Annotated in this window: 20 protein-coding genes; 12 read left to right on the top strand and 8 right to left on the bottom strand. The window is 65.7% G+C overall.

The features are described from left to right. Nucleotides 1-254: 254 nt before the first annotated feature. A complete protein-coding gene (locus tag DB708_RS20580) occupies nt 255-1124 on the bottom strand; it encodes a LysR family transcriptional regulator (protein WP_165839877.1) in 870 nt (289 codons plus the stop codon). Between the two features lie 90 nt (nt 1125-1214). Here DB708_RS20580 and DB708_RS20575 point away from each other — a divergent pair, with 90 nt between their 5' ends. Both DB708_RS20575 and DB708_RS20570 read left to right on the top strand, forming a co-directional pair. Then, nucleotides 1215-2441, top strand: coding sequence for an MFS transporter (locus tag DB708_RS20575; RefSeq protein WP_108925149.1), 1227 nt, complete (start codon nt 1215-1217; stop codon nt 2439-2441). A gap of 205 nt (nt 2442-2646) precedes the next feature. Further along, nucleotides 2647-3705, top strand: a complete 1059-nt coding sequence (locus tag DB708_RS20570; RefSeq protein WP_108925147.1) for an alpha/beta hydrolase — start codon at nt 2647-2649, stop codon at nt 3703-3705. Here the strand turns inward: DB708_RS20570 and DB708_RS20565 are convergent. Both DB708_RS20565 and DB708_RS20560 read right to left on the bottom strand, forming a co-directional pair. After that, entirely contained in the window at nt 3702-4496 is a 795-nt protein-coding gene (locus DB708_RS20565) for a PIG-L deacetylase family protein (RefSeq protein ID WP_108925145.1), read from the bottom strand. The two genes, DB708_RS20570 and DB708_RS20565, sit on opposite strands and share 4 nt — an antisense overlap. Before the next feature lie 13 nt (nt 4497-4509). Then, a complete protein-coding gene (locus DB708_RS20560) occupies nt 4510-6120 on the bottom strand; it encodes an adenylate/guanylate cyclase domain-containing protein (protein ID WP_108925143.1) in 1611 nt (536 codons plus the stop codon). 45 nt (nt 6121-6165) lie between these two features. Here DB708_RS20560 and nucS point away from each other — a divergent pair, with 45 nt between their 5' ends. Together nucS and DB708_RS20550 are read left to right on the top strand one after the other, a co-directional pair. Continuing rightward, nucleotides 6166-6837 (top strand): endonuclease NucS, encoded by a 672-nt coding sequence (gene nucS, locus DB708_RS20555; RefSeq protein ID WP_108925141.1) that lies wholly within the window; start codon nt 6166-6168, stop codon nt 6835-6837. Between the two features lie 23 nt (nt 6838-6860). Beyond that, nucleotides 6861-7169: a hypothetical protein gene (locus tag DB708_RS20550; protein WP_108925139.1), complete on the top strand. Its 309-nt coding sequence runs from the start codon at nt 6861-6863 to the stop codon at nt 7167-7169. 13 nt (nt 7170-7182) lie between these two features. Here DB708_RS20550 and mce read toward each other — a convergent pair whose 3' ends face one another. Then, entirely contained in the window at nt 7183-7650 is a 468-nt protein-coding gene (gene mce, locus DB708_RS20545) for a methylmalonyl-CoA epimerase (protein WP_165839875.1), read from the bottom strand. A gap of 78 nt (nt 7651-7728) precedes the next feature. Between mce and DB708_RS20540 the strand changes: the two genes are divergently transcribed. Further along, nucleotides 7729-8910, top strand: a complete 1182-nt coding sequence (locus DB708_RS20540; RefSeq protein ID WP_108925136.1) for an acetyl-CoA C-acetyltransferase — start codon at nt 7729-7731, stop codon at nt 8908-8910. 178 nt (nt 8911-9088) lie between these two features. After that, nucleotides 9089-10003: a thioredoxin family protein gene (locus DB708_RS20535; protein ID WP_108925134.1), complete on the top strand. Its 915-nt coding sequence runs from the start codon at nt 9089-9091 to the stop codon at nt 10001-10003. On the opposite strand, the gene glgB is transcribed toward DB708_RS20535, so the two are convergent. Both glgB and DB708_RS20525 read right to left on the bottom strand, forming a co-directional pair. Continuing rightward, a complete protein-coding gene (gene glgB, locus DB708_RS20530) occupies nt 10004-12208 on the bottom strand; it encodes a 1,4-alpha-glucan branching protein GlgB (RefSeq protein WP_108925132.1) in 2205 nt (734 codons plus the stop codon). A gap of 26 nt (nt 12209-12234) precedes the next feature. Continuing rightward, nucleotides 12235-14325, bottom strand: coding sequence for an alpha-1,4-glucan--maltose-1-phosphate maltosyltransferase (locus DB708_RS20525; protein WP_201263571.1), 2091 nt, complete (start codon nt 14323-14325; stop codon nt 12235-12237). Between the two features lie 234 nt (nt 14326-14559). Between DB708_RS20525 and glgP the strand changes: the two genes are divergently transcribed. Beyond that, nucleotides 14560-17169, top strand: a complete 2610-nt coding sequence (gene glgP, locus DB708_RS20520) for an alpha-glucan family phosphorylase (RefSeq protein WP_108925128.1) — start codon at nt 14560-14562, stop codon at nt 17167-17169. 6 nt (nt 17170-17175) lie between these two features. On the opposite strand, the gene DB708_RS20515 is transcribed toward glgP, so the two are convergent. Then, nucleotides 17176-19191 (bottom strand): ATP-dependent DNA helicase, encoded by a 2016-nt coding sequence (locus tag DB708_RS20515; RefSeq protein WP_235616867.1) that lies wholly within the window; start codon nt 19189-19191, stop codon nt 17176-17178. Nucleotides 19192-19201: 10 nt separating this feature from the next. Continuing rightward, nucleotides 19202-20506 carry a nicotinate phosphoribosyltransferase gene (locus tag DB708_RS20510; protein ID WP_108925126.1) on the bottom strand — a complete coding sequence of 435 codons (1305 nt, stop codon included), beginning with the start codon at nt 20504-20506 and terminating at the stop codon, nt 19202-19204. Nucleotides 20507-20562: 56 nt separating this feature from the next. On the opposite strand from DB708_RS20510, the gene clpS reads away from it, so the two are divergent. Genes clpS through DB708_RS20485 form a run of 5 tightly spaced genes read left to right on the top strand, consistent with a single transcriptional unit; the run spans nt 20563 to nt 23225 of the window. Then, on the top strand, nt 20563-20868 hold the full coding sequence (gene clpS / locus DB708_RS20505; RefSeq protein WP_108925124.1) for an ATP-dependent Clp protease adapter ClpS: 306 nt from the start codon (nt 20563-20565) through the stop codon (nt 20866-20868). A gap of 25 nt (nt 20869-20893) precedes the next feature. Continuing rightward, nucleotides 20894-21487: an oxidative stress transcriptional regulator AosR gene (aosR, locus tag DB708_RS20500; RefSeq protein ID WP_108925122.1), complete on the top strand. Its 594-nt coding sequence runs from the start codon at nt 20894-20896 to the stop codon at nt 21485-21487. Then, nucleotides 21484-22515: a P1 family peptidase gene (locus DB708_RS20495; RefSeq protein WP_108925120.1), complete on the top strand. Its 1032-nt coding sequence runs from the start codon at nt 21484-21486 to the stop codon at nt 22513-22515. Before aosR ends, DB708_RS20495 begins: the two co-directional genes overlap by 4 nt. After that, the gene (locus DB708_RS20490; protein WP_108925118.1) at nt 22490-22930 is read left to right on the top strand and encodes a M67 family metallopeptidase; all 441 of its coding nucleotides are present in this window, start codon (nt 22490-22492) and stop codon (nt 22928-22930) included. Before DB708_RS20495 ends, DB708_RS20490 begins: the two co-directional genes overlap by 26 nt. A 34-nt stretch (nt 22931-22964) precedes the next feature. Continuing rightward, nucleotides 22965-23225 (top strand): MoaD/ThiS family protein, encoded by a 261-nt coding sequence (locus tag DB708_RS20485; RefSeq protein WP_108925116.1) that lies wholly within the window; start codon nt 22965-22967, stop codon nt 23223-23225. Nucleotides 23226-23230 lie beyond the last annotated feature (5 nt).

Here is a 23230-nt window from a genome sequence, read left to right as displayed (position 1 = left end):
GTTGCGAAGTCGATGACGATACGGTACCAATGGTTAGGGCAGGCTCCACTAACTCGGGGGAGGGTTTCGGGTGGAAGCCTCGGTCTGTGCAGCGCCGGGGTGTCGAACTTGCAGTATTCCAAGCGTTTTCGAGTTTTGCGCGCGGCCATAACGCGTCGGCTGGCACCGACGTGTCGTTTGGCTTCCCGGATTTCAGTGATGTCCGAGATGGTCTCGGCGAAAACCTCTTTCGGGTAGCCGGGCGGTCCCGCCAGCTAGGCGGGCGCAGCGGCAGCGACGAAGTCCCGGGCGGCGCGGGACAACGGCCGAGCCGAATCCCAGATCATCCCGATGTCGCGGTACGCGTCGGCGTCGGCCAGGCGCAGCACGCTGACACCGGGCGCACGCTCGCTGCCGTCGATCGGTGTCAGGCTGATGCCCAGGCCGGCGGCCACCAGCCCGGCGGTGGTGGTCAGATTCGCCGATTCCATCACGATGCGTGGCTGGAATTGCGCTGCGACACAAAGTTCGTCGAGCAATTGACGCATGCCGTATCCCGGATGCATGGCAACGAAGGGCTCGTCGGCCAGGTCTGTCATGGACACCGTCGGCATGCTTGTCAGCGGGTGATCGTGGGGGACGGCGACGCCAAGGCGCTGGCGAAACAGGCTGCGCCAAGCCAGAGTTGACGTCTTCGGCCTAGGCGAAACCACTCCGACGTCGATGACGCCCGCCAGCGCGCGATCGTTGATGACCTCGGAAGCGCCCTCCTCGAGTGTGAACGTCACGCGTGGTGACACCTGTGTGAAGGACGCGATCAGGCGAGGCACGACGATCGATCCGAACGAACTCAAGAAGCCGAGCCGGATCTCGCCGGCGGCGGGGTTGTTCAGGTCCTCGATTTCGCGCCTGGCCGAATCGAGCTCCAATTGGGCCCGGCGAGCGTGCTCGTAGAAGATCCGGCCATAGGTGCTCAGCGAGAGTCGCCGGCCGCGGCGATCGAACAGCGCCACCCCCAGCCGCCGTTCCAAGCGCGCCAGCATCCGGGTCAGTGTCGGCTGCCCGATATGAAGTTGTTGAGCCGCCGCGGTCACATGTTGAAGTTCGGCGAGTGTGAGGAACCACTCGTAGTCCCCATCGGCCATGTCTACCACCTCTACTTATGCCGTAATAGCATCATAGTTTCAAAAATAATGCATTTCCGATTCAATCGGCCGTCGCGGAGCATCATTGCTATGACACAGCTCGCGGCCACTCCCACCGCGCACTACGCCGGCAGCAGCGGATATCGGCGAGTCACCGCGGCACTGTGCGGCACCGGGCTGGCCAGTTTTGCCGCGATGTACTGCACCCAGGCGCTGCTTCCCGCCCTGTCGGCGTACTACCGGATCTCCCCGGCCACCTCGGCGCTGACGGTCTCGCTCACCACCGGCATGCTGGCACTGTTTGTGGTTCCGGCAAGCGTGCTCTCCGAGCGGTACGGGCGCATCACCGTGATGCTGATCTCGGGAATCACCTCCAGCGTGATCGGATTGCTGCTGCCGTTCAGTCCCACGCTCGGCGTTCTGCTGGTCGGACGGGCATTGCAGGGCGTCGCACTCGCCGGGATACCCGCGGTCGCAATGGCGTTTCTCGCCGAAGAGGTGCACGCGTCATCGTTGGGATCGGCGATGGGGCGCTACATCGCCGGGACGACGATTGGCGGCTGCGCCGGTCGGATCATCCCGGCGCTGGTGCTCGAGGTCAGCAACTGGCGGGTCGCGCTGTTGGTGTGCTCGTTGGCGACTCTGGTCGCCACGCTGGTGTTCGCCGTGCTGGTGCCCCGGTCCCAGTTCTTTACGCCGAAGACGGTGAGCATGCGGGCGACCACGCAGAATCTTCTCGTGCATCTGCGAAATCCGGTGTTGCTCAGGCTTTTTGCCTTGGCCTTTACGCTGATGGGTGGATTCGTCACCGTGTACAACTACCTCGGCTATCGACTGGCCGCCGCGCCGTTCGGGTTGGCGCCGTCGATCGTGGGCCTGTTGTTCCTGCTGTATCTGGTGGGCACCTGGGCCTCGGTCGCCGCGGGGCGGTTCGCCGACCGTAGGGGGCGCGCGCTGGTGCTCGGTATCGCCTTGCCGAGCATGGTGGCAGGGCTGCTGACGACGCTTTCGAATGCATTGCCGGTGATCGTGCTCGGAACCGCGGTCTTCACCGGCGGATTCTTCGCCGCACACGCGGTTGCCAGTGGATGGGTGGGTGCCGTGGCACTTCGGGATCGTGCCGAGGCGTCGGCGCTGTACTTGTTCAGCTACTACCTCGGTGGGTCGGTAGCCGGGGTGTTGGGCGGGGTCGTCTACAGCGTGGGTGGCTGGCCAGTCACGGTCTGGTTTGTCGGAACGCTGCTGATCTTTGCGCTGCTACTGGTGACGTCACTGGTGAAAGAGGCTGTGCCGGTACGGGTTCGCAGTTTGTCCTAGTAGTTTGGCGCTACCAAGTCGATGACGACGTGAGGGTAGTTCAGCGCGTTCGCAATATGGCCGAAATGGTGCGCGCTACGGCCGATAGCTTGCGTCCCGGTGCCGCACTATTGGAGTCTGGGCAACGGATGCGATATCCGAGCGCGGAAAGAACCTAAAAGATCCGGGGAGCGTGCGTCAAATGCTAGAACCCAATTCCAGAGTGATGGCAGCGGTCAACTCCGCGGGAAACAGCTTCGGTGCCAGGGCCTTACCGCTGATACCAGACCGTGCGAAGCGAATGCTGATAGGCCGGCGGGCGACCACAATTGACGGCAACGTGCTCGACCCTACCCTGCAGATAATGCTGGCTGCGCGCAAAGCGATGGGACTGGAAAACCTCACCGACGGGGATCGGCCGGCTGTCGTACGCAAGAACGTCCGCGAGACGATCGCACCGTTCAATCGCAATCCGATTGCGGGCATTGTCGTCAACGATTTGACCATACCGGGCGCTGAAGGTCCCATCGCCGCAAGGCATTACCGATCCGAGCAGGCCGGCCGGGCCCCATTGTTGGTGTTCTACCACGGTGGCGCCTTCATCTTCTGCGATCTTGACACGCATGACAGGCTCTGCCGATTGATATGTCGCGACGCCGGGGTCCAGGTGCTGTCAGTCGATTACCGACTTGCTCCCGAGCACCCCGCGCCCGCCGGGCTAGAGGATTGCTATGCGGTCTATCGATGGGCCGTTTCGCATGTCGACGACCTACAAGCCGATCCCGGTAAGATCTGCGTCGGTGGCGACAGCGCGGGTGGCAACCTGGCCGCCGTCGTCGCGCACCAAGCTCGCGACGACGGTATCTCGCCGGCACTTCAGCTGCTGCTCTATCCGGTAATCGATCTGGGCGCCGATACTGCCTCGCGAAAGCTGTTCGCGGAGGGCTTCCTTTTGACCGCGAGAGACCTCGCTCTGATGAGTTCGTATTACCTGGACGGTAGTGGCGTGGACGCCGCCGATCCTCGAGTCTGCCCGCTGCGCGGCGAAAACCTCACCGGCTTGCCGCCGGCCATCGTGGCTACGGCCGGGTTTGACCCGCTGCGCGACGAGGGCGAGTCCTACGCGGCGGCGCTCGAAGCGGCGGGCAACGTTGTTGATCTACGCCGATTCGGTTCATTGATTCACGGCTTCGGCCAATTCGATGCTCTCGGGGGCGCCTGCGCCTCGGCGGTTGCCGAGATCACCTCGGCTCTGCGGGCACACCTTCGCCACCAGTCGTCCTAGTCACACCCACCTCGAGCGGGCGCGTCAAAGATATTGCGGCGCATGGTGCCAGGCGGCGCCTCCGGGTCGACGAACCATTCGTGGCTGAAGACCAGTCCGAACACCTGGGGTGGCAGCACCATCAGCAGCCCGAACAAACGCGCGCCCGGTCCGCTGCCGATCTGTGAGCGATGGGCGGCGAACGCATCTCGTTTTTGTCGTGCGAACTTACGGACGTCGATCCGGTGGGTGATCGTCGCCCGCGGGGCATATGCGGTGTGAATCGTGTCGGATGGGTAGGGCGGCGGAACGCGTAGCAGGCGACAAAGATTGCCCACGCGACGCAGTAATTCGCGTGGCATCGTCACCTCCAGAACCTGCGGAGTCGCGGCCAACTCGGCGGCACGCTTGCCGACATGATGGACCTGAACATGGTCCCGGTGGCCGTACCCGCCGTTGCGCTGATAGGTCAGCAGCAGCTGTGCGTCCTCGTCGCGAAGTATGGCGGCCAGCTGCTGTGCCGCCGTTTCGACCTCCGCCCGCCCGAACCTGACCCGACCGGGCGGATCGGGGTAGAAGGTCGGCCCGAAGCCACTGTCCGCGTAGCCAAGGCACACCACCCGATGCACACCGAGAATGCTTGCGCTCGAACGTAATTCATGCATTCTCTGGTCGGATTCGTCGGCTATGCGCCCGTCGGTCGCGGTGACCAGGATTACCCGGTGCCCCGCTGCCACCGCCCCGGCGAGGGTTCCGCCGGTGAGGACCACCTCGTCGTCGGGGTGGGCGTGAAAGGCGACGAGTGTGGCCACGAAACTACGACGACTATTCGGCGCGTTGGGGCGAGGCCAGCCGAGTCGGGTGGTCGTACCCGCGCAGTGTCACCGTCTCACCCAAAGACCAACGGGCACGCTCACTTTCGCTCGCCCCCCCGATGGTGTTCGCGGTCGCCAGCAATCCACCCGGATGTGACTTGGCCAGCTCGCACAGCCGGGCCGCCTCGTTGACCGGTTCGCCGATCACGGTGTATTCGAACCGTTCCTTGGCGCCGACGTTGCCGGCGACGACCTGTCCGGCCGCCACGCCGATGCCGGCCTCCAGCTCGGACATCTCACGCGCCATCCGCTCGCAGATGGCGCGTGCCGCGGCCAGCGCCTCGCCTTCGGGACAGTCGAGGCGATTCGGCGCGCCGAAGATGGCCAGCGATGCGTCGCCTTCGAACTTGTTGACCAGTCCGTGGTGCTGGTCGACTTCCTCGACGACGATCGCGAAGAAGCGATTGAGTATTTGAACGACCTCGGTTGGCGGTTGGCTGGTCACCAATTGCGTGGAGCCGACGATATCGATGAAGACGACTGCGACGTGGCGCTCCTCGCCGCCCAGTTGCGGCTTCTCGCGTTCGGCGGCCAGAGCGACTTCGCGCCCGACGTGGCGGCCGAACAGGTCGCGGACACGTTCACGTTCGCGTAGGCCGTCGACCATCGCGTTGAACCCGCGCTGCAGCTCACCGAGCTCGGTGCCGTCGAACACCACCAGATCGCCTCGCAGATCGCCCTGCTCGACGCGCCGCAGCGCCGCGCGCACCACCCGCACGGGGGTGGCCGTCAGCCAGGACAGGATCCACATCAGCACGAAGCCGAAGATCAGCGCGGCGCTCGACACGACCAGCACCGCCACACTCAATTGGGTCTCGCTTAAATTGCCCAGCGCCAGGGCAAAGAACGCGATCAGCGCGATGCCGAGCACCGGCACGCCGGAGCCGAGCAGCCACACCGTCAGGGTCCGGCCCATGATGCCCGGCGCCAGCCGCTGTGGCGCGCGTCCGGCCTCGAGTGCCTGGGCCGCCACCGGCCGCAACGCGAACTCGGTGAACAGGTAGCACGCGGTGGACACCAAAATGCCACAGATCCCCACCGAGAAGCCCACGATCGGGATGAACAGGCTGTTCGTCAGCCCGTAGAGCGTGGTCAACAATGCGGTCCCGATTCCCCACAGAATGAGCACCCCGATCGCCAGCCAGAACGGCACCAGGAAGGTGTTGCGTTCGTCGTCGAGGGTCGGCTTGCGCTCTTCGATCGCCCACCGCAGGGCCGTCATTGTCCGGTGGGTGATCCAGTAGGTCCCCAGCGCCAGCGCGACGGCGATGTATCCGGGCGCGACCGCCCAGGTGATCCACGTCGGTGCATCGAAAATACTCGGCGACGGCAGCGCGACGCCCAGCAGTAACAGCGCGACGCCGATCCCGATCAGGTTCGTCACGAGGATGAAGACGGTCAGGATGATCTGGATGCGCACTCGTCGGCGGGTCTGGCTCTCGGACACCCGGCCAAGCAACAGCGAACCGTACGCGGACGTCTCCGACAGCCGGCCGCTCTGACGAGTCACCCTCTCGAGCACCCGGCCCAAGCGCTGCGCCACGCTCTGATTGGCCGACATGGTGGCGTCAGCCTAATTCGTTGACGACGCTCTAAGGTGAGTCGGGTGCGTCTAGTGATCGCCCAGTGCACCGTCGACTACGTTGGACGGCTCACCGCGCATTTGCCGTCGGCGCGTAGGTTGTTGCTCTTCAAGGCCGATGGATCGGTCAGCGTGCACGCCGACGATCGCGCCTACAAACCGTTGAACTGGATGAGTCCGCCGTGCTGGTTGACCGACGAGGTCAATGGCGAGACGCCGGTCTGGGTGGTGGAAAACAAGGCGGGCGAACAGCTGCGGATCACCGTCGAGGAGATCGAGCACGACTCCAGCCACGAGCTGGGCGTCGACCCCGGGTTGGTCAAGGACGGCGTGGAGGCTCACCTGCAGGCACTGCTCGCCGAACACGTCGGGCTGCTGGGTGACGGATATACGTTGGTGCGCCGCGAGTACATGACCGCGATCGGCCCCGTCGACCTGTTGTGCCGCGACGCTCACGGTGGCTCGGTTGCGGTGGAGATCAAGCGCCGCGGCGAGATCGACGGCGTGGAGCAGCTCACCCGCTACCTCGAATTGCTGAATCGCGACAGCGTTCTTGCGCCGGTCAAGGGAGTGTTCGCCGCGCAGCAGATTAAACCGCAGGCGCGAACTTTGGCCACTGATCGCGGAATTCGTTGCCTCACATTGGATTACGACAAAATGCGGGGAATGGACAGCGACGAGTACCGGCTGTTCTGATTTGCCGGATTAGACTCTCCGGTATGGCTCGGCGCCGCACACCGCCACGCCGGCAACAGCTGCCCTCGCTGTCGCCGGCCCAGCGTCGGGTGGAAGCCGGGCCTGATGGTCACGACTACGAAGTGCGCCCAGTCGCCGGTGCGCGTGCCGTCAAGACCTATCGATGCCCGGGCTGCGACCACGAAATCCGTTCCGGTGTCGCGCATCTGGTGGTGTGGCTGGCGGACTCAGCCGGAGGCGGACTGCAAACAAGAGAAGATGACCGGCGGCATTGGCACACGCCGTGCTGGACCAATCGGGCAAACCGCAGCCCGACCCGAAAATGGTCGTGAATTTGGTGAGCGGCTAGGAAGCCTGCTCGACCAGCTCGATCAGCACCCCGCCGCCGTCCTTGGGGTGGATGAAGTTGATCCGCGAGTTCGCTGTGCCACGCCGCGGTGCCTCGTAGACCAGTCGAACACCTTGCGAACGCAGTTGCTCGCTCAGGGCGTCCAGGTCGCTGACCCGGACGGCCATCTGCTGGATGCCAGGTCCGCGCTTGTCCAGGAATTTCGCGATCGTCGAGGACTCGTCGATCGGGGCCATCAACTGGATCTGTGCGGTGCCCGGCTCGCCATCCTGCACGGCGATCATGGCTTCGCGGATTCCCTGGTCCTCGTTGACTTCCTCGTGCACCAAGACCATGCCGAGGGTGTCGTGGTACCAGGCGATGGCGGCGTCGAGGTCGGCGACTGCGATGCCGACGTGATCGATCGCAGTCACCAGCGAGGTGGCCAGGATTTGACGGGCGTCAACTTGATCGGTCGTCATCACATAAAGGTAACCTGGCGGCAAAGATTGCGCTTCCCCGGGAGGCCGAATCGGCCGTCCATGCGTCGCTAGGAGGTTGTTATGACGACATCGGTGATCGTTGCTGGAGCACGGACCCCGATCGGCAAGTTGATGGGTTCGCTGAAGGATTTCTCGGCCAGCGATCTCGGTGCGATCGCGATCGCCGGTGCGCTGGAGAAGGCTAACGTCCCGGCCTCTGCGGTCCAGTACGTGATCATGGGCCAGGTGCTGACCGCCGGGGCCGGCCAGATGCCCGCCCGGCAGTCGGCGGTAGCGGCCGGCATCGGCTGGGACGTGCCGGCGTTGAGCATCAACAAAATGTGCCTGTCCGGCATCGACGCCATTGCACTCGCTGACCAGCTGATTCGCGCCGGGGAGTTCAACGTGGTGGTGGCCGGTGGCCAGGAGTCTATGACGAAGGCACCCCATTTGCTGATGGACAGCCGGGCCGGCTACAAGTACGGGGACGTGACGGTGCTCGACCATATGGCCTACGACGGCCTGCACGATGTGTTCACCGACCAGCCGATGGGGGCGCTGACCGAGCAGCGCAACGACGTCGACAAGTTCACCCGCGCCGAGCAGGACGAGTTCGCTGCACAGTCGCATCAAAAGGCGGCCGCAGCGTGGAAGGATGGCGTCTTCACCGATGAAGTGGTGCCCGTGAACATCCCGCAGCGCAAAGGCGACCCGCTGCAGTTCAGCGAGGACGAGGGGATTCGGGCAAACACCACCGCCGATTCGCTGGCCGGTCTGAAGCCGGCATTTCGCCGCGATGGCACGATCACCGCGGGCTCGGCATCGCAGATCTCCGACGGGGCCGCCGCGGTCGTGGTGATGAACAAGGAGAAGGCGCAGGAGTTGGGGCTGTCGTGGCTGGTCGAGATCGGCGCCCACGGAGTCGTGGCTGGACCCGACTCGACACTGCAATCGCAGCCGGCCAACGCGATCAAGAAGGCACTCAACCGCGAAGGCATCTCGGTCGACCAGCTCGACGTCATCGAGATCAACGAGGCGTTCGCCGCGGTAGCGCTGGCCTCCACGCGCGAACTGGGGGTCAGCCCGGAGATGGTCAACGTCAACGGCGGTGCGATCGCGGTGGGACACCCCATCGGCATGTCGGGTGCCCGGATCACGCTGCACGTGGCGCTGGAACTGGCGCGTCGCGGCTCGGGTTACGGCGTTGCGGCGCTGTGTGGGGCCGGCGGTCAGGGCGACGCACTGATTCTGCGGGCCGGCTAACCGAGGCTGACCACTGGTCAGCGTTGCTGGAAGGCGGGGTTCCGGGATAGTTGTGATTTTGCTCATACGGGCCTACCAGGGCCGCTAAAACCGCGGATTTTCGGCCGAACTTGCCGACGCCGCAGCGCTCGCGCCACCGGGTGGATCGATAGTCGGCGCGCATGACAGACTTGTCGGCGTGACGCGTCCGAGACCACCGATCGGGCCCGCGCTTGCTGGTGCGGTCGACCTGTCCGGTCTTAAGCAGCCTGCTCAGCAGAGCGCTTCGGCCGGTGCTGCGCCGGACCGGCCAGCGCCCGGGGGGCCGGGCACCACAGAGGTCACCGAAGCCAATTTCGAAGCTGAAGTGCTGATCCGCTCCGACGAAGTCCCCGTCGTGGTCGTTTTGTGGTCGCCGCGCAGCGAGGCATGCGTCGAGCTGGTTGACACGCTGTCCGTCCTGGCCGGTCAGGACGACGGCAAATGGGCGCTGGCGACGGTCAACGTCGATGTGGCGCCCAGAGTGGCCCAGATTTTCGGCGTCGAAGCGGTCCCCACGGTCGTCGCCCTGGCCGCCGGTCAGCCTATGTCCAGCTTCCAAGGCTCGCAGCCCGCCGATCAATTGCGTCGCTGGCTCGACCAACTGCTGTCGGCCACGGCTGGAAAGTTAAAGGGCGCAACCAGTTCCGGCGACGATGAGGAAGTAGACCCGGCGCTGGATCAAGCTCGCCAGCAGCTCGAGGCCGGTGACTTCGACGCGGCCAAGCAGTCCTACCAGGCGTTGCTGAATACCAACCCGGACAGTGTCGAGGCGAAAGCCGCGATCCGCCAGATCGACTTCCTCACGCGTGCGACCGCACGACGTCCCGATGCGATGGCCGTCGCCGATGCCGCTCCGGGTGACATCGAAGCCGCCTTCGCGGCAGCCGACGTGCAAATTCTCAACCAGGACGTGACCGCGGCGTTCGAGCGCTTGACCACGTTGGTGCGCAGCACATCTGGAGATGACCGCACCCAAGTGCGAACGCGGCTGATCGAGTTGTTCGAACTGTTCGATCCCGCCGACCCCGAGGTCGTCGTCGGTCGGCGAAACCTCGCCAACGCGCTGTACTGATTACTCGGGTTCCAGCCACAGTGCCGATGTGGGCGGCAACACCAGCTGCGCCGAGGCTGGTCGGCCGTGCCACGGGTCTTCGGTCGCATCGACACCGCCGAGATTGCCGATTCCGGAACCGTTGTAGTCCGTCGCGTCGGTGTTGAGCACCTCGCGCCAGCGGCCCGCGGTGGGCAGGCCGAGCCGGTAGCCGCTGTGCTCCGCACCCGCGAAGTTGAACACGCAGGCCATCACCGAGCCGTCCTTGCCGTAACGCAGGAAACTCAGCACATTGTTGCCGGAATCGTTAGCGTCGATCCAGGAATAGCCTTCGGGCGTGGTGTCATGGCTCCACAGCGCAGCGTGGTCGCGATAGATGGCGTTGAGGTCACGCACGAAACGCAGCACCCCGTTGGAAAACCCTTGCTCGTCGAGCTGCCACCAGTCCAAACCGCGCTGCTCAGACCACTCGGCGCGCTGGCCGAATTCCTGTCCCATGAACAGCAATTGCTTCCCGGGGTGGGCCCACTGATAGGCGAGCAGGCTGCGCAGCCCGGCGGCTTTGACGTGATTGTTGCCCGGCATCCGGCCCCACAGCGTGCCCTTGCCGTGCACTACCTCGTCGTGGCTGATCGGCAACACGTAGTTCTCGCTGAACGCGTACAGCATCGAGAACGTCATCTCGTGGTGGTGGAAGCTGCGGTAGATTGGGTCGCGGCTGATGTAGTCGAGCGTGTCGTGCATCCAGCCCATGTTCCACTTCATCGAAAAGCCAAGGCCACCAAGGGTAGTCGGCCGCGTGACACCGGGCCACGACGTCGACTCCTCGGCGATCGTGACGATACCCGGCGCGGCCTTGTGGGCTGTCGCGTTCATCTCCTGCAGGAACTGCACCGCTTCGAGGTTTTCTCGCCCGCCGTAGATGTTAGGCGTCCAGCCGCCTTCGGGGCGCGAGTAATCCAGGTACAGCATCGACGCCACGGCGTCCACCCGTAAGCCGTCGATATGGTATTCCTCGAGCCAGTACAACGCATTCGCGACCAGGAAGTTGCGTACCTCGCGGCGGCCGAAGTCGAAAACGTAGGTACCCCAGTCGAGTTGCTCGCCGCGTTTGGGGTCGGAATGCTCGTATAGCGGTGTGCCGTCGAAGCGGCCCAACGCCCATGCGTCTTTGGGGAAGTGCGCTGGGACCCAGTCCACGATGACGCCAATGCCGGCCTGGTGCAGCGCATCGACGAGCACCCGAAAGTCATCCGGTGTGCCGAATCGCGATGTCGGCGCATAGTACGACGTGACCTGGTAGCCCCATGACGGGGCGAAGGGATGCTCGGCCACGGGCAACAGCTCTACGTGGGTAAACCCGTGTTCGACAACATGATTCGTCAGTTCAGTGGCGAGCTGACGATAGCTGAGCCCGGGTCGCCACGAGCCGAGATGTACCTCGTAGGTGCTCATCGGCTCGAACACTGGATTACGCTGCGCGCGCTGCGTCATCCAGTCTTCGTCGGTCCAGATGTGCTTGCTCGTCGTCACCCGTGAAGCGGTGTGTGGCGGCACCTCAGTGGCGAAGGCGAACGGGTCGGCCCGTTCGGTGACGACGCCGTCGGCGCCGTGCACGCGGAACTTGTACAGTCCGTCCGGCGGGAACCCGGGCCAGAACAGTTCCCACACCCCAGTGGAGCCCAGCACCCGCATCGGCGCCTCGGTTCCAGTCCATCCGTTGAACTCGCCAATCAAGCTGATGCCCTTGGCATTAGGTGCCCACACGGCGAACGAGACACCGTTGACGACGCCGTCGGCCGTGGTGAACGAGCGAGGATGAGCGCCGAGAACTTCCCAGAGTCGCTCGTGGCGGCCCTCGGAGAAGAGGTGCAGGTCGACCTCGCCCAAAGTCGGCAGGAAGCGGTAAGCGTCTGCCGTGGCGTGTGCGCCGGGGCCGTAGTCCACCCGCAGCCGGTAGTCGATCAGGTTCGCGAACGGCAGCGCTACGGCGAACAAGCCGGATTCGAGGTGCTGCAGTGCGAACTCGTCGTCACCGACCACCGCGACGACTTCCTGCGCGTGTGGGCGGAAGGCCCGGATGACCGTGTGGTCGCCGTACTCGTGGGCGCCCAGGACACTGTGCGGGTTGTGGTGGGTGCCGGCCACTAGCCGGGCCAAGTCGCCCGGATCGGGCGCCAGGTGCGTCTTGGCGGGTTGATCGGTTCGGCTGTCGGTTCGGCTCATGCTCTTGTGTCCCCTTTCGGGCCCTGTTACCTCCTGCGCAGCAACGTGTCTCGAGAATCCTGCGGGATGAGTGGCATATTGATGATGTGGGCGACTGCCTGTCCGGGATCGATGCGTACGTAGTTTGATTGCCCCCATTGGAATTCCTGGCCGGTTATCTCATCGCGCACCCAAAACCGCTCATAGGACTCCATACCCAATGCCGCCATGTCTAACCACAGCATGCTTTCCTCAGCCTCGAATGCGTTGAGCGTCACCACCACCAACACGCAGTCTCCGGTTGCTGGGTCGAACTTACTGAAGGCCAGCAACGCATCGTTGTCGACCCCATGGAAGTAGATGGTGCGTAGCTGCTGCAGCGCGGGGTGGACCCGGCGAATTGCGTTGAGACGAGTGAGGAATGGTTCGAGCGACCTACCCTCGCGCAGCGCACCGGCGTAGTCGCGCGGACGTAACTCGTACTTCTCCGAGTCGAGGTATTCCTCGCTGCCCTCGTGTACCGCGCGGTGCTCGAACAGCTCGTAGCCCGAATAGATGCCCCAGGCCGGACTCATAGTGGCCGCCAGCACGGCGCGGATGGCGAACATGCCCGGACCGTTGTGCTGCAGTATGGCGTGCAGGATGTCCGGCGTGTTGACGAACAGATTCGGCCGCCGGAAGTCGGCGAGGGCGGAGATGTCGTTGCCGAATTCGGTGAGTTCCCATTTGGCGGTGCGCCAGGTGAAGTAGCTGTAGGACTGAGTGAAGCCGAGTTTGGCCAGTCCGTATTGCCGGGCCGGCGGGGTGAACGCCTCCGATAGGAACAACACGTCGGGATCGGTGTCCTTGACTTGGGCGATCAGCCATGCCCAGAAGTCGGGCGGCTTGGTGTGCGGGTTGTCAACCCGAAAGAACTTGACGCCGTGCTCAATCCAGTGCCGGACCACGCGCAGTACTTCGTCGTAGAGGCCGGCCGGATCGTTGTCGAAGTTGATCGGATAGATGTCCTGGTATTTCTTCGGCGGATTCTCCGCGTAAGCGATGGTGCCGTCCGGCAACTCGGTGAACCACTGCCGGTGTTCACGCGCCCAAGGATGATCCGGGGCGCACTGCAGTGCCAGGTCCAGGGCGACTTCCATACCGAGATCTTTTGCCGCGGCTACGAATTCGTCGAAGTCGTCGATGGTGCCCAGGTCCGGATGAATGGCGTCGTGGCCGCCCTCGTCGCTACCGATTGCCCAGGGAGATCCCACATCTGTCGGAGCGGCGGTGGGGGAGTTGTTGCGCCCCTTGCGGTGCACCTTGCCGATCGGATGAATCGGTGGCAGATACACGACGTCGAATCCCATGTCGGCAATGCGCCCAAGATCGGCGGCCGCCGTGGCGAAGGTGCCGTGCACGGGGTTTCCGTCGACGTCCCAGCCGCCGGTCGAACGCGGAAACATCTCGTACCAGGAGCCGAACCGAGCCAGCGGCCGATCCACCCAGACTCCGTACTGCTGGCCACGGGTGACGATTTCCCGCAGCGGATAGCCGTCCAGGATCTCCTCGATTTCGGGGGCCAGCGCCAAAGCGGTACGCGTCACCGGATCACCGGAGGCTCGCAACGCCGCCGCCGCCGCCAGCAGCGGATCGCGATTCGCGCGCGGCACCCCGGTCGCGGCTCGCTCGAACAGCCCGGCACCGACCAGCAGATCGTTGGACAATTCCTTTTCGCCTTGGCCCGCGTCCAGCTTGGCCAGTAGTCCGTGCCGCCAGGTGTGGATTGGGTCGCCCCAGCCGTCCACGCGGTAGGTCCATAGCCCAACCCGGTCGGGGGTGAACTGACCGTGGAAAACGTAAGGCTCGAGGCCCATCGTCATCGGCAGCTGCTGCGGTTTGACTCGCTCGACGGGCCTGCCGTCCAGCGGGGACGCCAGCTTTTCGGGCGCCTGGACCGCCGTGACGCGGCGGGTCTCGGTGACCTGCGGATAGCGCGGTCCCAGGTAGCGCACTACCAGGGTTGCGGCCACCGCGTCGTGGCCTTCTCGCCACACTGCGGCGCTGACCGGGACCGTCTCTCCGACCACTGCTTTGGCGGGGTACGCGCCGCAGGAAATTACGGGTGCGACGTTATCGATCTCGACACGACCGGGCACCACCACTCCGTTCCGTCCGATTGTCTGCGAGCAAACCGCGGATTGTGCTGCGTCGCGGACTGCATGGCCGTCTGAAGAAACATCGTCTCGTGGGGAAAGTTCCTGTGCTGGGGAAGCGTCTTTGCGGCCCCATTAACTACCCGTACCCACCCTAGTGTCAGGTCACACACGCCCAATGGCGAACCGTCGACACTGATCCTGCGAGTCTGGCGATCCTCAGTAAGGTGGTCATGTGTGATAGCCCTCCGTCGCTTTACCGTCCGCGCCCACCTGCCCGAGCGGCTCGCCGCACTCGAACAGTTGTCCATCAATTTGCGATGGTCCTGGGACAAGGCGACGCAAGACCTGTTCGCGAGCATTGATTCGGAGCTGTGGGCGAATTGCGGCAGGGACCCGGTGGCCATGCTGGGCGCGGTCAACCCGGCGCGTCTCGACGAGTTAGCACTCGACGAGGAGTTCCTGCGCTGGCTCGACGAGCTGTCCGCTGACTTGAACGACTATCTGAGCCGTCCGCTGTGGTACCAGCAACAGCAGGACGCCGGTATCGCGATGCCTGACGGTATCGCGTACTTCTCGATGGAGTTCGGCGTTGCCGAGGTGCTGCCCAACTACTCGGGTGGCCTGGGCATCCTTGCCGGTGATCATCTCAAGTCCGCGTCCGATCTGGGCGTGCCGCTGATCGCGGTCGGCCTGTACTACCGCTCCGGATATTTCCGTCAGTCGCTGACTGCGGAAGGCTGGCAGAACGAGACGTATCCATCGCTGGATCCGCAAGGACTCCCGCTGCGATTGCTCACCGACGCCGCCGGGGATCCCGCGCTGGTGGACCTGACCCTGCCTGACTCCGCGCGCCTGTCCGCGCGGATCTGGGTGGCACAGGTGGGCCGGGTTCCGCTGCTGTTGCTGGATTCCGACGTCCCCGAGAACGAGCACGAGCTGCGCAGCGTCACTGACCGGCTGTACGGCGGCGACCAGGAACACCGGATGCGCCAGGAGATCCTGGCCGGCATCGGCGGGGTGCGGGCCATTCGCGCGTTCACCGCGATCGAGGGCCTGCCCGCCCCCGAGGTGTTCCACATGAACGAGGGGCACGCCGGGTTTCTCGGCGTGGAACGCATTCGCGAACTGATCACCGATTCGGGATTGGACTTCGAGACTGCCTTGGCGGTGGTGCGATCGGCCACCGTGTTAACCACCCACACGCCGGTGCCCGCCGGCATCGACCGCTTCCCGGTCGACATGATTCGGCAGTACTTCGACGATCATTTGGCCGAGGCCCCCGACGATCGCGAGCCCGCGTTGCTACCGGGTGTGCCGATCCAGCGGGTGCTCGCGCTCGGCGCCGAGGACGACGAGACCAAATTCAACATGGCGCACATGGGCTTACGGCTCGCGCAGCGTGCCAACGGCGTCTCGTTACTGCACGGCCGGGTAAGCCGGGCCATGTTCAGCGAACTCTGGCCGGGATTCGACAGTGCCGAGGTGCCGATCGGGTCGATCACCAACGGGGTGCACGCCCGCACCTGGGCGGCGCCGCAGTGGCTGCAGCTGGGCCGCGAGCTCGCCGGGTCGGACTCGTTCAGCGACCCGGGCGTGTGGCTGCGAGTGCGCGAAGTCGACTCCGGCCACCTGTGGTGGATCCGTTCGCAGCTGCGCGCGCTTCTCGTCGAGGACGTGCGGTGCCGGCTGCGCCGCTCATGGCTGGAGCGCGGCGCTTCCGACGCTGAATTAGGTTGGATTGCAACGGCTTTCGATCCTAATGTGCTTACTGTCGGATTCGCTCGACGAGTACCGACGTACAAGCGGCTGACGCTGATGCTGAGCGACCCCGACCGTCTGGAACAGCTGCTGCTCAACGAGGAACGGCCGATCCAGCTGATCGTCGCCGGCAAGTCACACCCGGCCGACGACGGGGGCAAGGCGCTGATCCAGCAAGTGGTGCGGTTTGCCGACCGGCCCGAGGTGCGCCATCGCATCGCCTTTCTGCCCGACTACGACATGTCCATGGCCCGGCTGCTGTATTGGGGCTGCGATGTCTGGCTGAATAACCCGCTGCGGCCGCTGGAGGCTTGCGGCACATCGGGAATGAAGAGCGCGCTCAACGGCGGTCTGAACCTGTCCATCCGCGACGGTTGGTGGGACGAGTGGTACGACGGCGAAAACGGTTGGGAGATACCGTCGGCCGATGGCGTCAGCGACGAGGCCCGTCGTGACGAGCTGGAATCCACTGCGCTGTACGGCTTGCTGGAACAAGCGGTGGCGCCGAAGTTCTACGAACGCAACGAACACGGGGTGCCGCCGCGCTGGATCGAAATGGTGCGGCACACCTTGGGAACGCTCGGGCCTAAGGTGCTGGCTTCCCGGATGGTGCGCGACTACGTCGAGCAGTACTACCTGCCGGCGGCCGATTCGTTGCGCAAGACCATCGCTGACACCGGCGACGGCACGTTCGGCGCCGCGCGTGAGCTGGCCGACTACCGGCGGCGCGCCGAGCGGGCGTGGCCCAAGGTTGCGATCACCGACGTCGACTCCACCGGTCTGCCTGATACTCCGGTGCTCGGCTCGAAGCTCACCCTGACCGCGACCGTGCAGCTGGCCGGTCTCGCGTCCGACGAGGTGACGGTGGAGGCGGTGGTGGGCCGGGTCGATTCCGGTGACGCGCTGCTGGACCCGGTCACCGTCGAAATGTCGTACACCGGCACCGCCGAAGGCGGCAACCAGGTCTTCTCGACCACGACTTCGCTGCCGGTGGCGGGTGCGGTCGGCTACACGGTCCGGGTGCTGCCGCATCACCCGATGCTCGCGGCCGGCAACGAACTCGGCCTGGTGGCATTGGCTCGATAGCCCGGGTCAGGCGGGCAGGCCGTCCGGAGCGACCCGCAGCCGCTCCAAGGCACCGCGAACCTGCGCGGTGTTGGTGGTCTGCCAAAACGGCGGCAGCGACGCGCGCAGATAACCGCTGTAACCGGCGGTGGCCATCCGCGAGTCGAGCACTGCCACCACGCCACGGTCGGTGATGCGGCGCAGCAGCCGACCCGAACCCTGCGCCAGCAGCAGCGCCGCATGGCTGGCCGCGACGGCCATGAAGCCGTTGCCGCCGCGAGCGGCCACCGCGCGCTGCCGGGCACCCAGCAGCGGGTCGTCCGGCCGGGGGAACGGGATGCGATCGATCAGCACCAACGACAGCGACGGTCCCGGCACGTCGACGCCCTGCCATAGCGACAGCGTGCCGAACAGCGAGGTCTCGGCGTCGGCGCTGAACTGTTCGACCAACGCCGAGGTGCTGTCGTCGCCCTGACACAACACCGGGGTGGACAGCCGTTCGCGCATCGCGTCGGCGGCGGCCCGGGCGGCGCGCATCGACGAGAACAGGCCCAGGGTGCGCCCGCCGGCGGCGGTGATCAGTTCGGCGATCTCTGCGAGCTGCTCGGCCGAGCCGGTGCCGTCGCGCCCTGGCGGCGGCAGATGCGCTGCCACGTAAAGGATTCCAGCCTTCGTATGCTCAAATGGCGAGCCTACGTCGAGGCCGCGCCACGGCGGGTAGACCGCACTATCGTCGGATCCGGTCAGACCCCATGCCGAGGCCATCGCGTCGAAGGAACCGCCGACTGTCAGCGTGGCCGAGGTCAGCACGGTCGTCGACCGCGTGAAGACGTGGTTGCGCAGCAACCCGGCCACCGTCAGCGGTGCTACCCGCAGCACCGGTCGCGGTGTACCCCGGTTGTCCTCGTGGTCCAGCCAGACCACTTCGGTGCGATCGGGGATCGCGGGCCCGAACGACGTCAGGATCCGCGATGCGGTATCGGTGATCTCGCTCAGTGCCGCAACGGCTTCCGCTCGCGCCGCGGCTGCCTTCGCGTCGCTGGTGGTATCGATGTCGGACCGCGCCGCGCCGGCCACGTCGCGCAGCGTTCGCAGGTAGGTCGCCATCTCGTCGTCGAGGTGATCGATTCGGCCCGGGGTGGCGTCATGGATGGCCGCGGCGAAGGTGGCGGTCGTCGCCTCCAGGCGCTGGATCAACTCCGGATTCACCAGTCGAGCGATTCGCCGCGCGGCGACACCAAGGCCGGCCGACGTCAGCTCCGCGGTGGCCACCGATGTCACCCGGTCGGCCAGCTCGTGCGCTTCGTCGACCACCAGCAGCGAATGTTCGGGCAGCACTGTCGATTCAGAGACGGCATCGATGGCCAGCAGGGCATGATTGGTGACGACGACATCCGCCACGCCGGCGCGGCCGCGTGCGCGTTCGGAGAAGCACTCCGTGCCGAATGGGCAGCGGGCCACCCCGAGGCATTCCCGCGCTGAGACGCTGACTTGCACCCAGGATCGGTCTGGCACACCGGGTTTGAGATCGTCGCGGTCACCCGAGTCGGTGGTCGAGGCCCAGGTGGTAAGCCGTTGCACGTCGCGGCCCAGCGCGCTGGCGGCCATCGGGTTGAAGAGCTCCTCTTGTGGCCGTTCCTCGTCGCCATCCGGCTCGTCGGCGGAGCCTAGAACGCCTCCGTGAATTTTGTTCAGGCACAGATAGTTTCGCCGACCCTTGAGCAACGCGAACCGCGGTGAATGCGGGAGCGCATCGGCCAGTGAGTCGGCCAGCCGCGGCAAGTCGCGATCGACAAGTTGACGCTGCAGGGCGATCGTTGCCGTCGAGACCACCACCGGCATCTCGTCGGCGACTGCGCGCACAATCGCGGGAATCAGGTACGCCAGCGACTTGCCGGTTCCGGTGCCCGCCTGCACGGCGAGGTGCTCACCGGTTTCGAATGCTCGCGCGACCGCCTCGGCCATCTCCAGCTGGCCGCTGCGTTCGCTGCCGCCGAGCGCGGCCACGGCGATGGCCAGCAGCTTGGGCACGGACTCCGACACGTCGTCGACGTTATCGGATACGTACCGTCGAAATTGCCGGGTCGCCGTGCGCCAGCTTCAGGCCCTCCCACGGCAGGCTGCGCAGGCCGGAGGCCACCAGTTCGCGGGCTGCGGCCAGGGCCGCGCGATCCGTGCCGGCCACCACCTCGCCGCCGCGGACCAGCGGCGTGCTCAGCAGCCGGAACGGTTCGGTGGCCGGGGGCGGATCGCCGGCCAGATATACGACCTCTTCGGTGATCGTGCCGGTCGGGCGGGACAGTCGCAGCGCCTCCTTGCGCCCCCCGTGGGATTCCTTGTGGCTGCTGCGTTTCTGCACCGGTATGCCGTCGACTTCGACCAGCTTGTAGACCATGCCCGCGGTCGGTGCGCCCGAGCCGGTCACCACCGACGTGCCGGCGCCGTAACTGTCCACCGGCTCGGCACGCAGCGCGGCGATGGAGAACTCGTCGAGGTCGCCGGACACCACGATGCGGGTGCGGGTGGCGCCCAGCTGGTCGAGCTGCTCACGTACCTGGCGAGCCAGCATTCCGAGCTCACCGGAGTCCAGCCGCACGGCCCCGAGCGTCGCGCCGGCAGCTGCCACGGCGTTGGCCACCCCGGTTGTCACGTCGTAGGTGTCGACCAGCAGCGTGGTACCCACACCCAGCGCGTCGACCTGCGCGCGAAATGCCGCGAGCTCGTCGGGTCCATCGTCGGCGGTGTGCAGCATGGTGAATGCGTGCGCGGCGGTGCCTTCGGTAGGTACTCCGTAGCGACGCCCGGCTTCCAGGTTGGATGACGCGGCGAAACCGGCGATGTAGGCGGCCCGGGCGGCGGCAACGGCGGCACGTTCGTGGGTTCGGCGTGATCCCATCTCGATCAGCGGGCGTCCGCCGGCGGCACTGACCATCCGCGCCGCCGCCGACGCGATGGCCGTGTCGTGATTGAAGATCGACAGCGCCAGCGTTTCGAGCACTACGCATTCGGCGAAGCTGCCGCGCACCGACAGCACCGGAGAGCCGGGAAAATACAGCTCGCCTTCGGCGTAGCCGTCGATGTCGCCGGTGAACCGGAAACTGCGGAGATAACGCAAGGTGTCAGGGTCGAGGAACTGCGCGAGCAACTCACCCGCTTCGTCGTCGAACCTGAACTGCGGCAAAGCTTCCAGCAAACGCCCGGTGCCCGCGACCACGCCGTAGCGCCGCCCCTCCGGAAGCCGGCGGGCGAACAGTTCGAACGTGGTCCGGCGCTCGGCGGCACCGTCGCGCAGCGCCGCGGCCAGCATGGTCAGCTCGTACTTGTCGGTCAACAGCCCAGCTAAGGCCGGCTCGCTCATTCTCCCAACGGTAACGGCTAACTGCTTGCAGCCGGCGGCTCGGTATTCTGGAGGTCATGGTTGCTGCGTCAGCGCCCGCCAAGCCCGGCACCACCGGACAGCGCGAGTCCGCTCCAGTGGAGGTCACGGCCAGTCCTTGGGTCACGATCGTGTGGGACGATCCCGTCAATTTGATGACGTACGTGACGTATGTATTCCAGAAACTGTTCGGCTACAGCGAACCGCATGCCACCAAACTGATGCTGCAGGTGCACAACGAAGGCAGGGCAGTGGTGTCGGCCGGTAGCCGCGAGTCAATGGAAGTCGACGTGTCCAAGCTGCACGCCGCCGGTTTGTGGGCGACGCTGCAGCAGGACCGCTGAAATTCGAGGGTATTCGGGATTTCTTGTGCGCAAATGGAAACGGGTCGACACCGCCGACGGCCCCCGCTTCCGTTCGTCCTTGGCTGCGCACGAGGCCGACCTGCTCAAGAACCTGGTCAACGCGTTGATCGACTTGCTCGACGAACGCGAATCCGCTTCGCCATCAGACGAACTCGAAGAGATCACCGGAATCAAGACCGGAAATTCGGAACCTCCCGGGGATCCGACGCTGCGCCGGCTGCTGCCCGATTTCTACCGATCGCGCAACGAAGATGCCTCGAACGCCGGCACCGAGACACCCGAGGGTCTCAACGCCGCACTACGCAGTCTGCACGAGCCGGAGATCATCGACGCCAAACGTGTTGCGGCACAGCAGTTATTGGATACGGTTCCGCAAAGCGGCGGACGGTTCGAGCTGTCCGAGGACCAGGCGAACGCCTGGATCTCGGCCGTCAACGACATTCGCCTGGCGCTGGGCGTCATGCTCGAGATCGGCCCCGACGGGCCCGAACGTCTGCCGATCGAGCATCCGATGGCCACGCATTTCGACGTCTACCAGTGGCTGACCGTCCTGCAGGAGTACCTGGTGCTGGTGCTGATGGGCAAGTCCGTGGGATGAACGCGCTCACCGATGTCGGCGGCATTCGCGTCGGCCAATTCCATCGGCTGGACCCCGACGCGTCCATGGGCGCCGGGTGGGCCAGCGGCGTCACCGTCGTGCTGACACCGCCGGGCACCGTCGGCGCCGTCGATTGCCGCGGCGGCGCACCTGGCACGCGCGAAACGGATCTGCTGGACCCGGCCAACACGGTGCGGTTCGTCGACGCGGTGCTGCTCGCCGGTGGCAGCGCCTACGGTTTGGCGGCCGCCGACGGCGTCATGCGCTGGCTGGAGGAACACGAGCGGGGCCTGGCGATGGATGGCGGCCTGGTTCCCATCGTGCCGGGCGCGGTCATCTTTGACCTGCCGGTCGGCGGCTGGGCTTGCCGGCCGACGGCGGAGTTCGGTTACGCCGCGTGCGAGGCCGCCGACGTCCAGATGGCCGTCGGTACGGTCGGCGCCGGGGTGGGGGCGCGAGCCGGTGTACTCAAGGGTGGTGTCGGAACGTCGTCGACGACGCTGCCCTGCGGCGTCACCGTCGGCGCGGTCGTCGTGGTCAACTCCGTCGGCGATGTCGTGGACCGGGCCACCGGGCTGCCTTGGATGGCGGAATTGATCGAGGAGTTCGCGCTGACGCCTCCGCCTGCCGGCCAGATCGACGCGCTCGCTGCGCTGCGTTCTTCGCTGGATCCGCTCAATACGACGATCGCCGTGGTCGCGACCGACGCGGCGCTGAGTTCGGCGGCGTGCCGGCGCATCGCGATCGCCGCTCAGGACGGCTTGGCCCGCACCGTGCGGCCATCGCACACCCCGCTGGACGGCGACACGGTTTTCGCGCTCGCCACCGGGGCGGTCGAGGTGCCACCGGTGGCTGACGCGCCCGCCGGGATGTCTCCGGAGACGCGGCTGGTCACCGAGGTGGGCGCCGCGGCGGCGGACTGCCTGGCCCGCGCGGTGCTGGTCGGCATGCTGGCGGCCGAGTCGGTCGCCGGAATACCGACTTACCGCGACACGTTGCCCGGTGCATTCGGGAAAGGGAGCGATTGAGGTGGTGGCGATTCGCGCCGATCTGGTGGACGCGATGGTTGCGCACGCCCGCCGCGACCACCCCGACGAAGCGTGCGGAATATTGGCCGGCCCCGAGGGCTCCGATCGGCCCGAACGCCACCTTCCGATGGCCAACGCCGAGCGTTCGCCGACGTTCTACCGCTTCGACTCGCACGAACAGCTCAAGGTGTGGCGGGCGCTGGACGACGCCGGCGAGGTGCCGGTTGTCATCTACCACTCCCACACCTCGACCGAGGCGTACCCGAGCCGCACCGACGTCCAGCTGGCCGGCGAACCGGATGCGCACTATGTGCTGGTGTCCACGCGCGATCCCGAGCGCCACGAGCTGCGCAGTTACCGCATCGTCGACGGCGAGGTCACCGAAGAACCTGTCGATATCGTCGAGCAGTACTGACCCGTCCGGAGAAAGGCCCGTATGAGCCGTCACCGTGTCCATCCCGACCATCCTTAGGCCCCACACCGGCGGCGAGAAGCGCGTCTCGGCGAGTGGCGACACCTTGGGCGCCGTGCTCAGCGACCTGGAAGCCAACTACTCGGGCATCTCCGAGCGTCTGATCGACACCGGCAAGCTGCACCGCTTCGTGAACATCTACGTCAACGATGAGGACGTGCGTTTCTCCGGCGGCCTGGACACCGAGATCGCCGACGGCGACTCGGTCACCATCCTGCCCGCCGTGGCGGGTGGGTAAGCGGG

This window comes from Mycobacterium montefiorense, assembly GCF_003112775.1.
Taxonomy (GTDB): Bacteria; Actinomycetota; Actinomycetes; order Mycobacteriales; family Mycobacteriaceae; genus Mycobacterium; species Mycobacterium montefiorense.
Note: the sequence above shows the minus strand (reverse complement) of the source record. Positions and strands in the feature narration are given on the sequence as shown.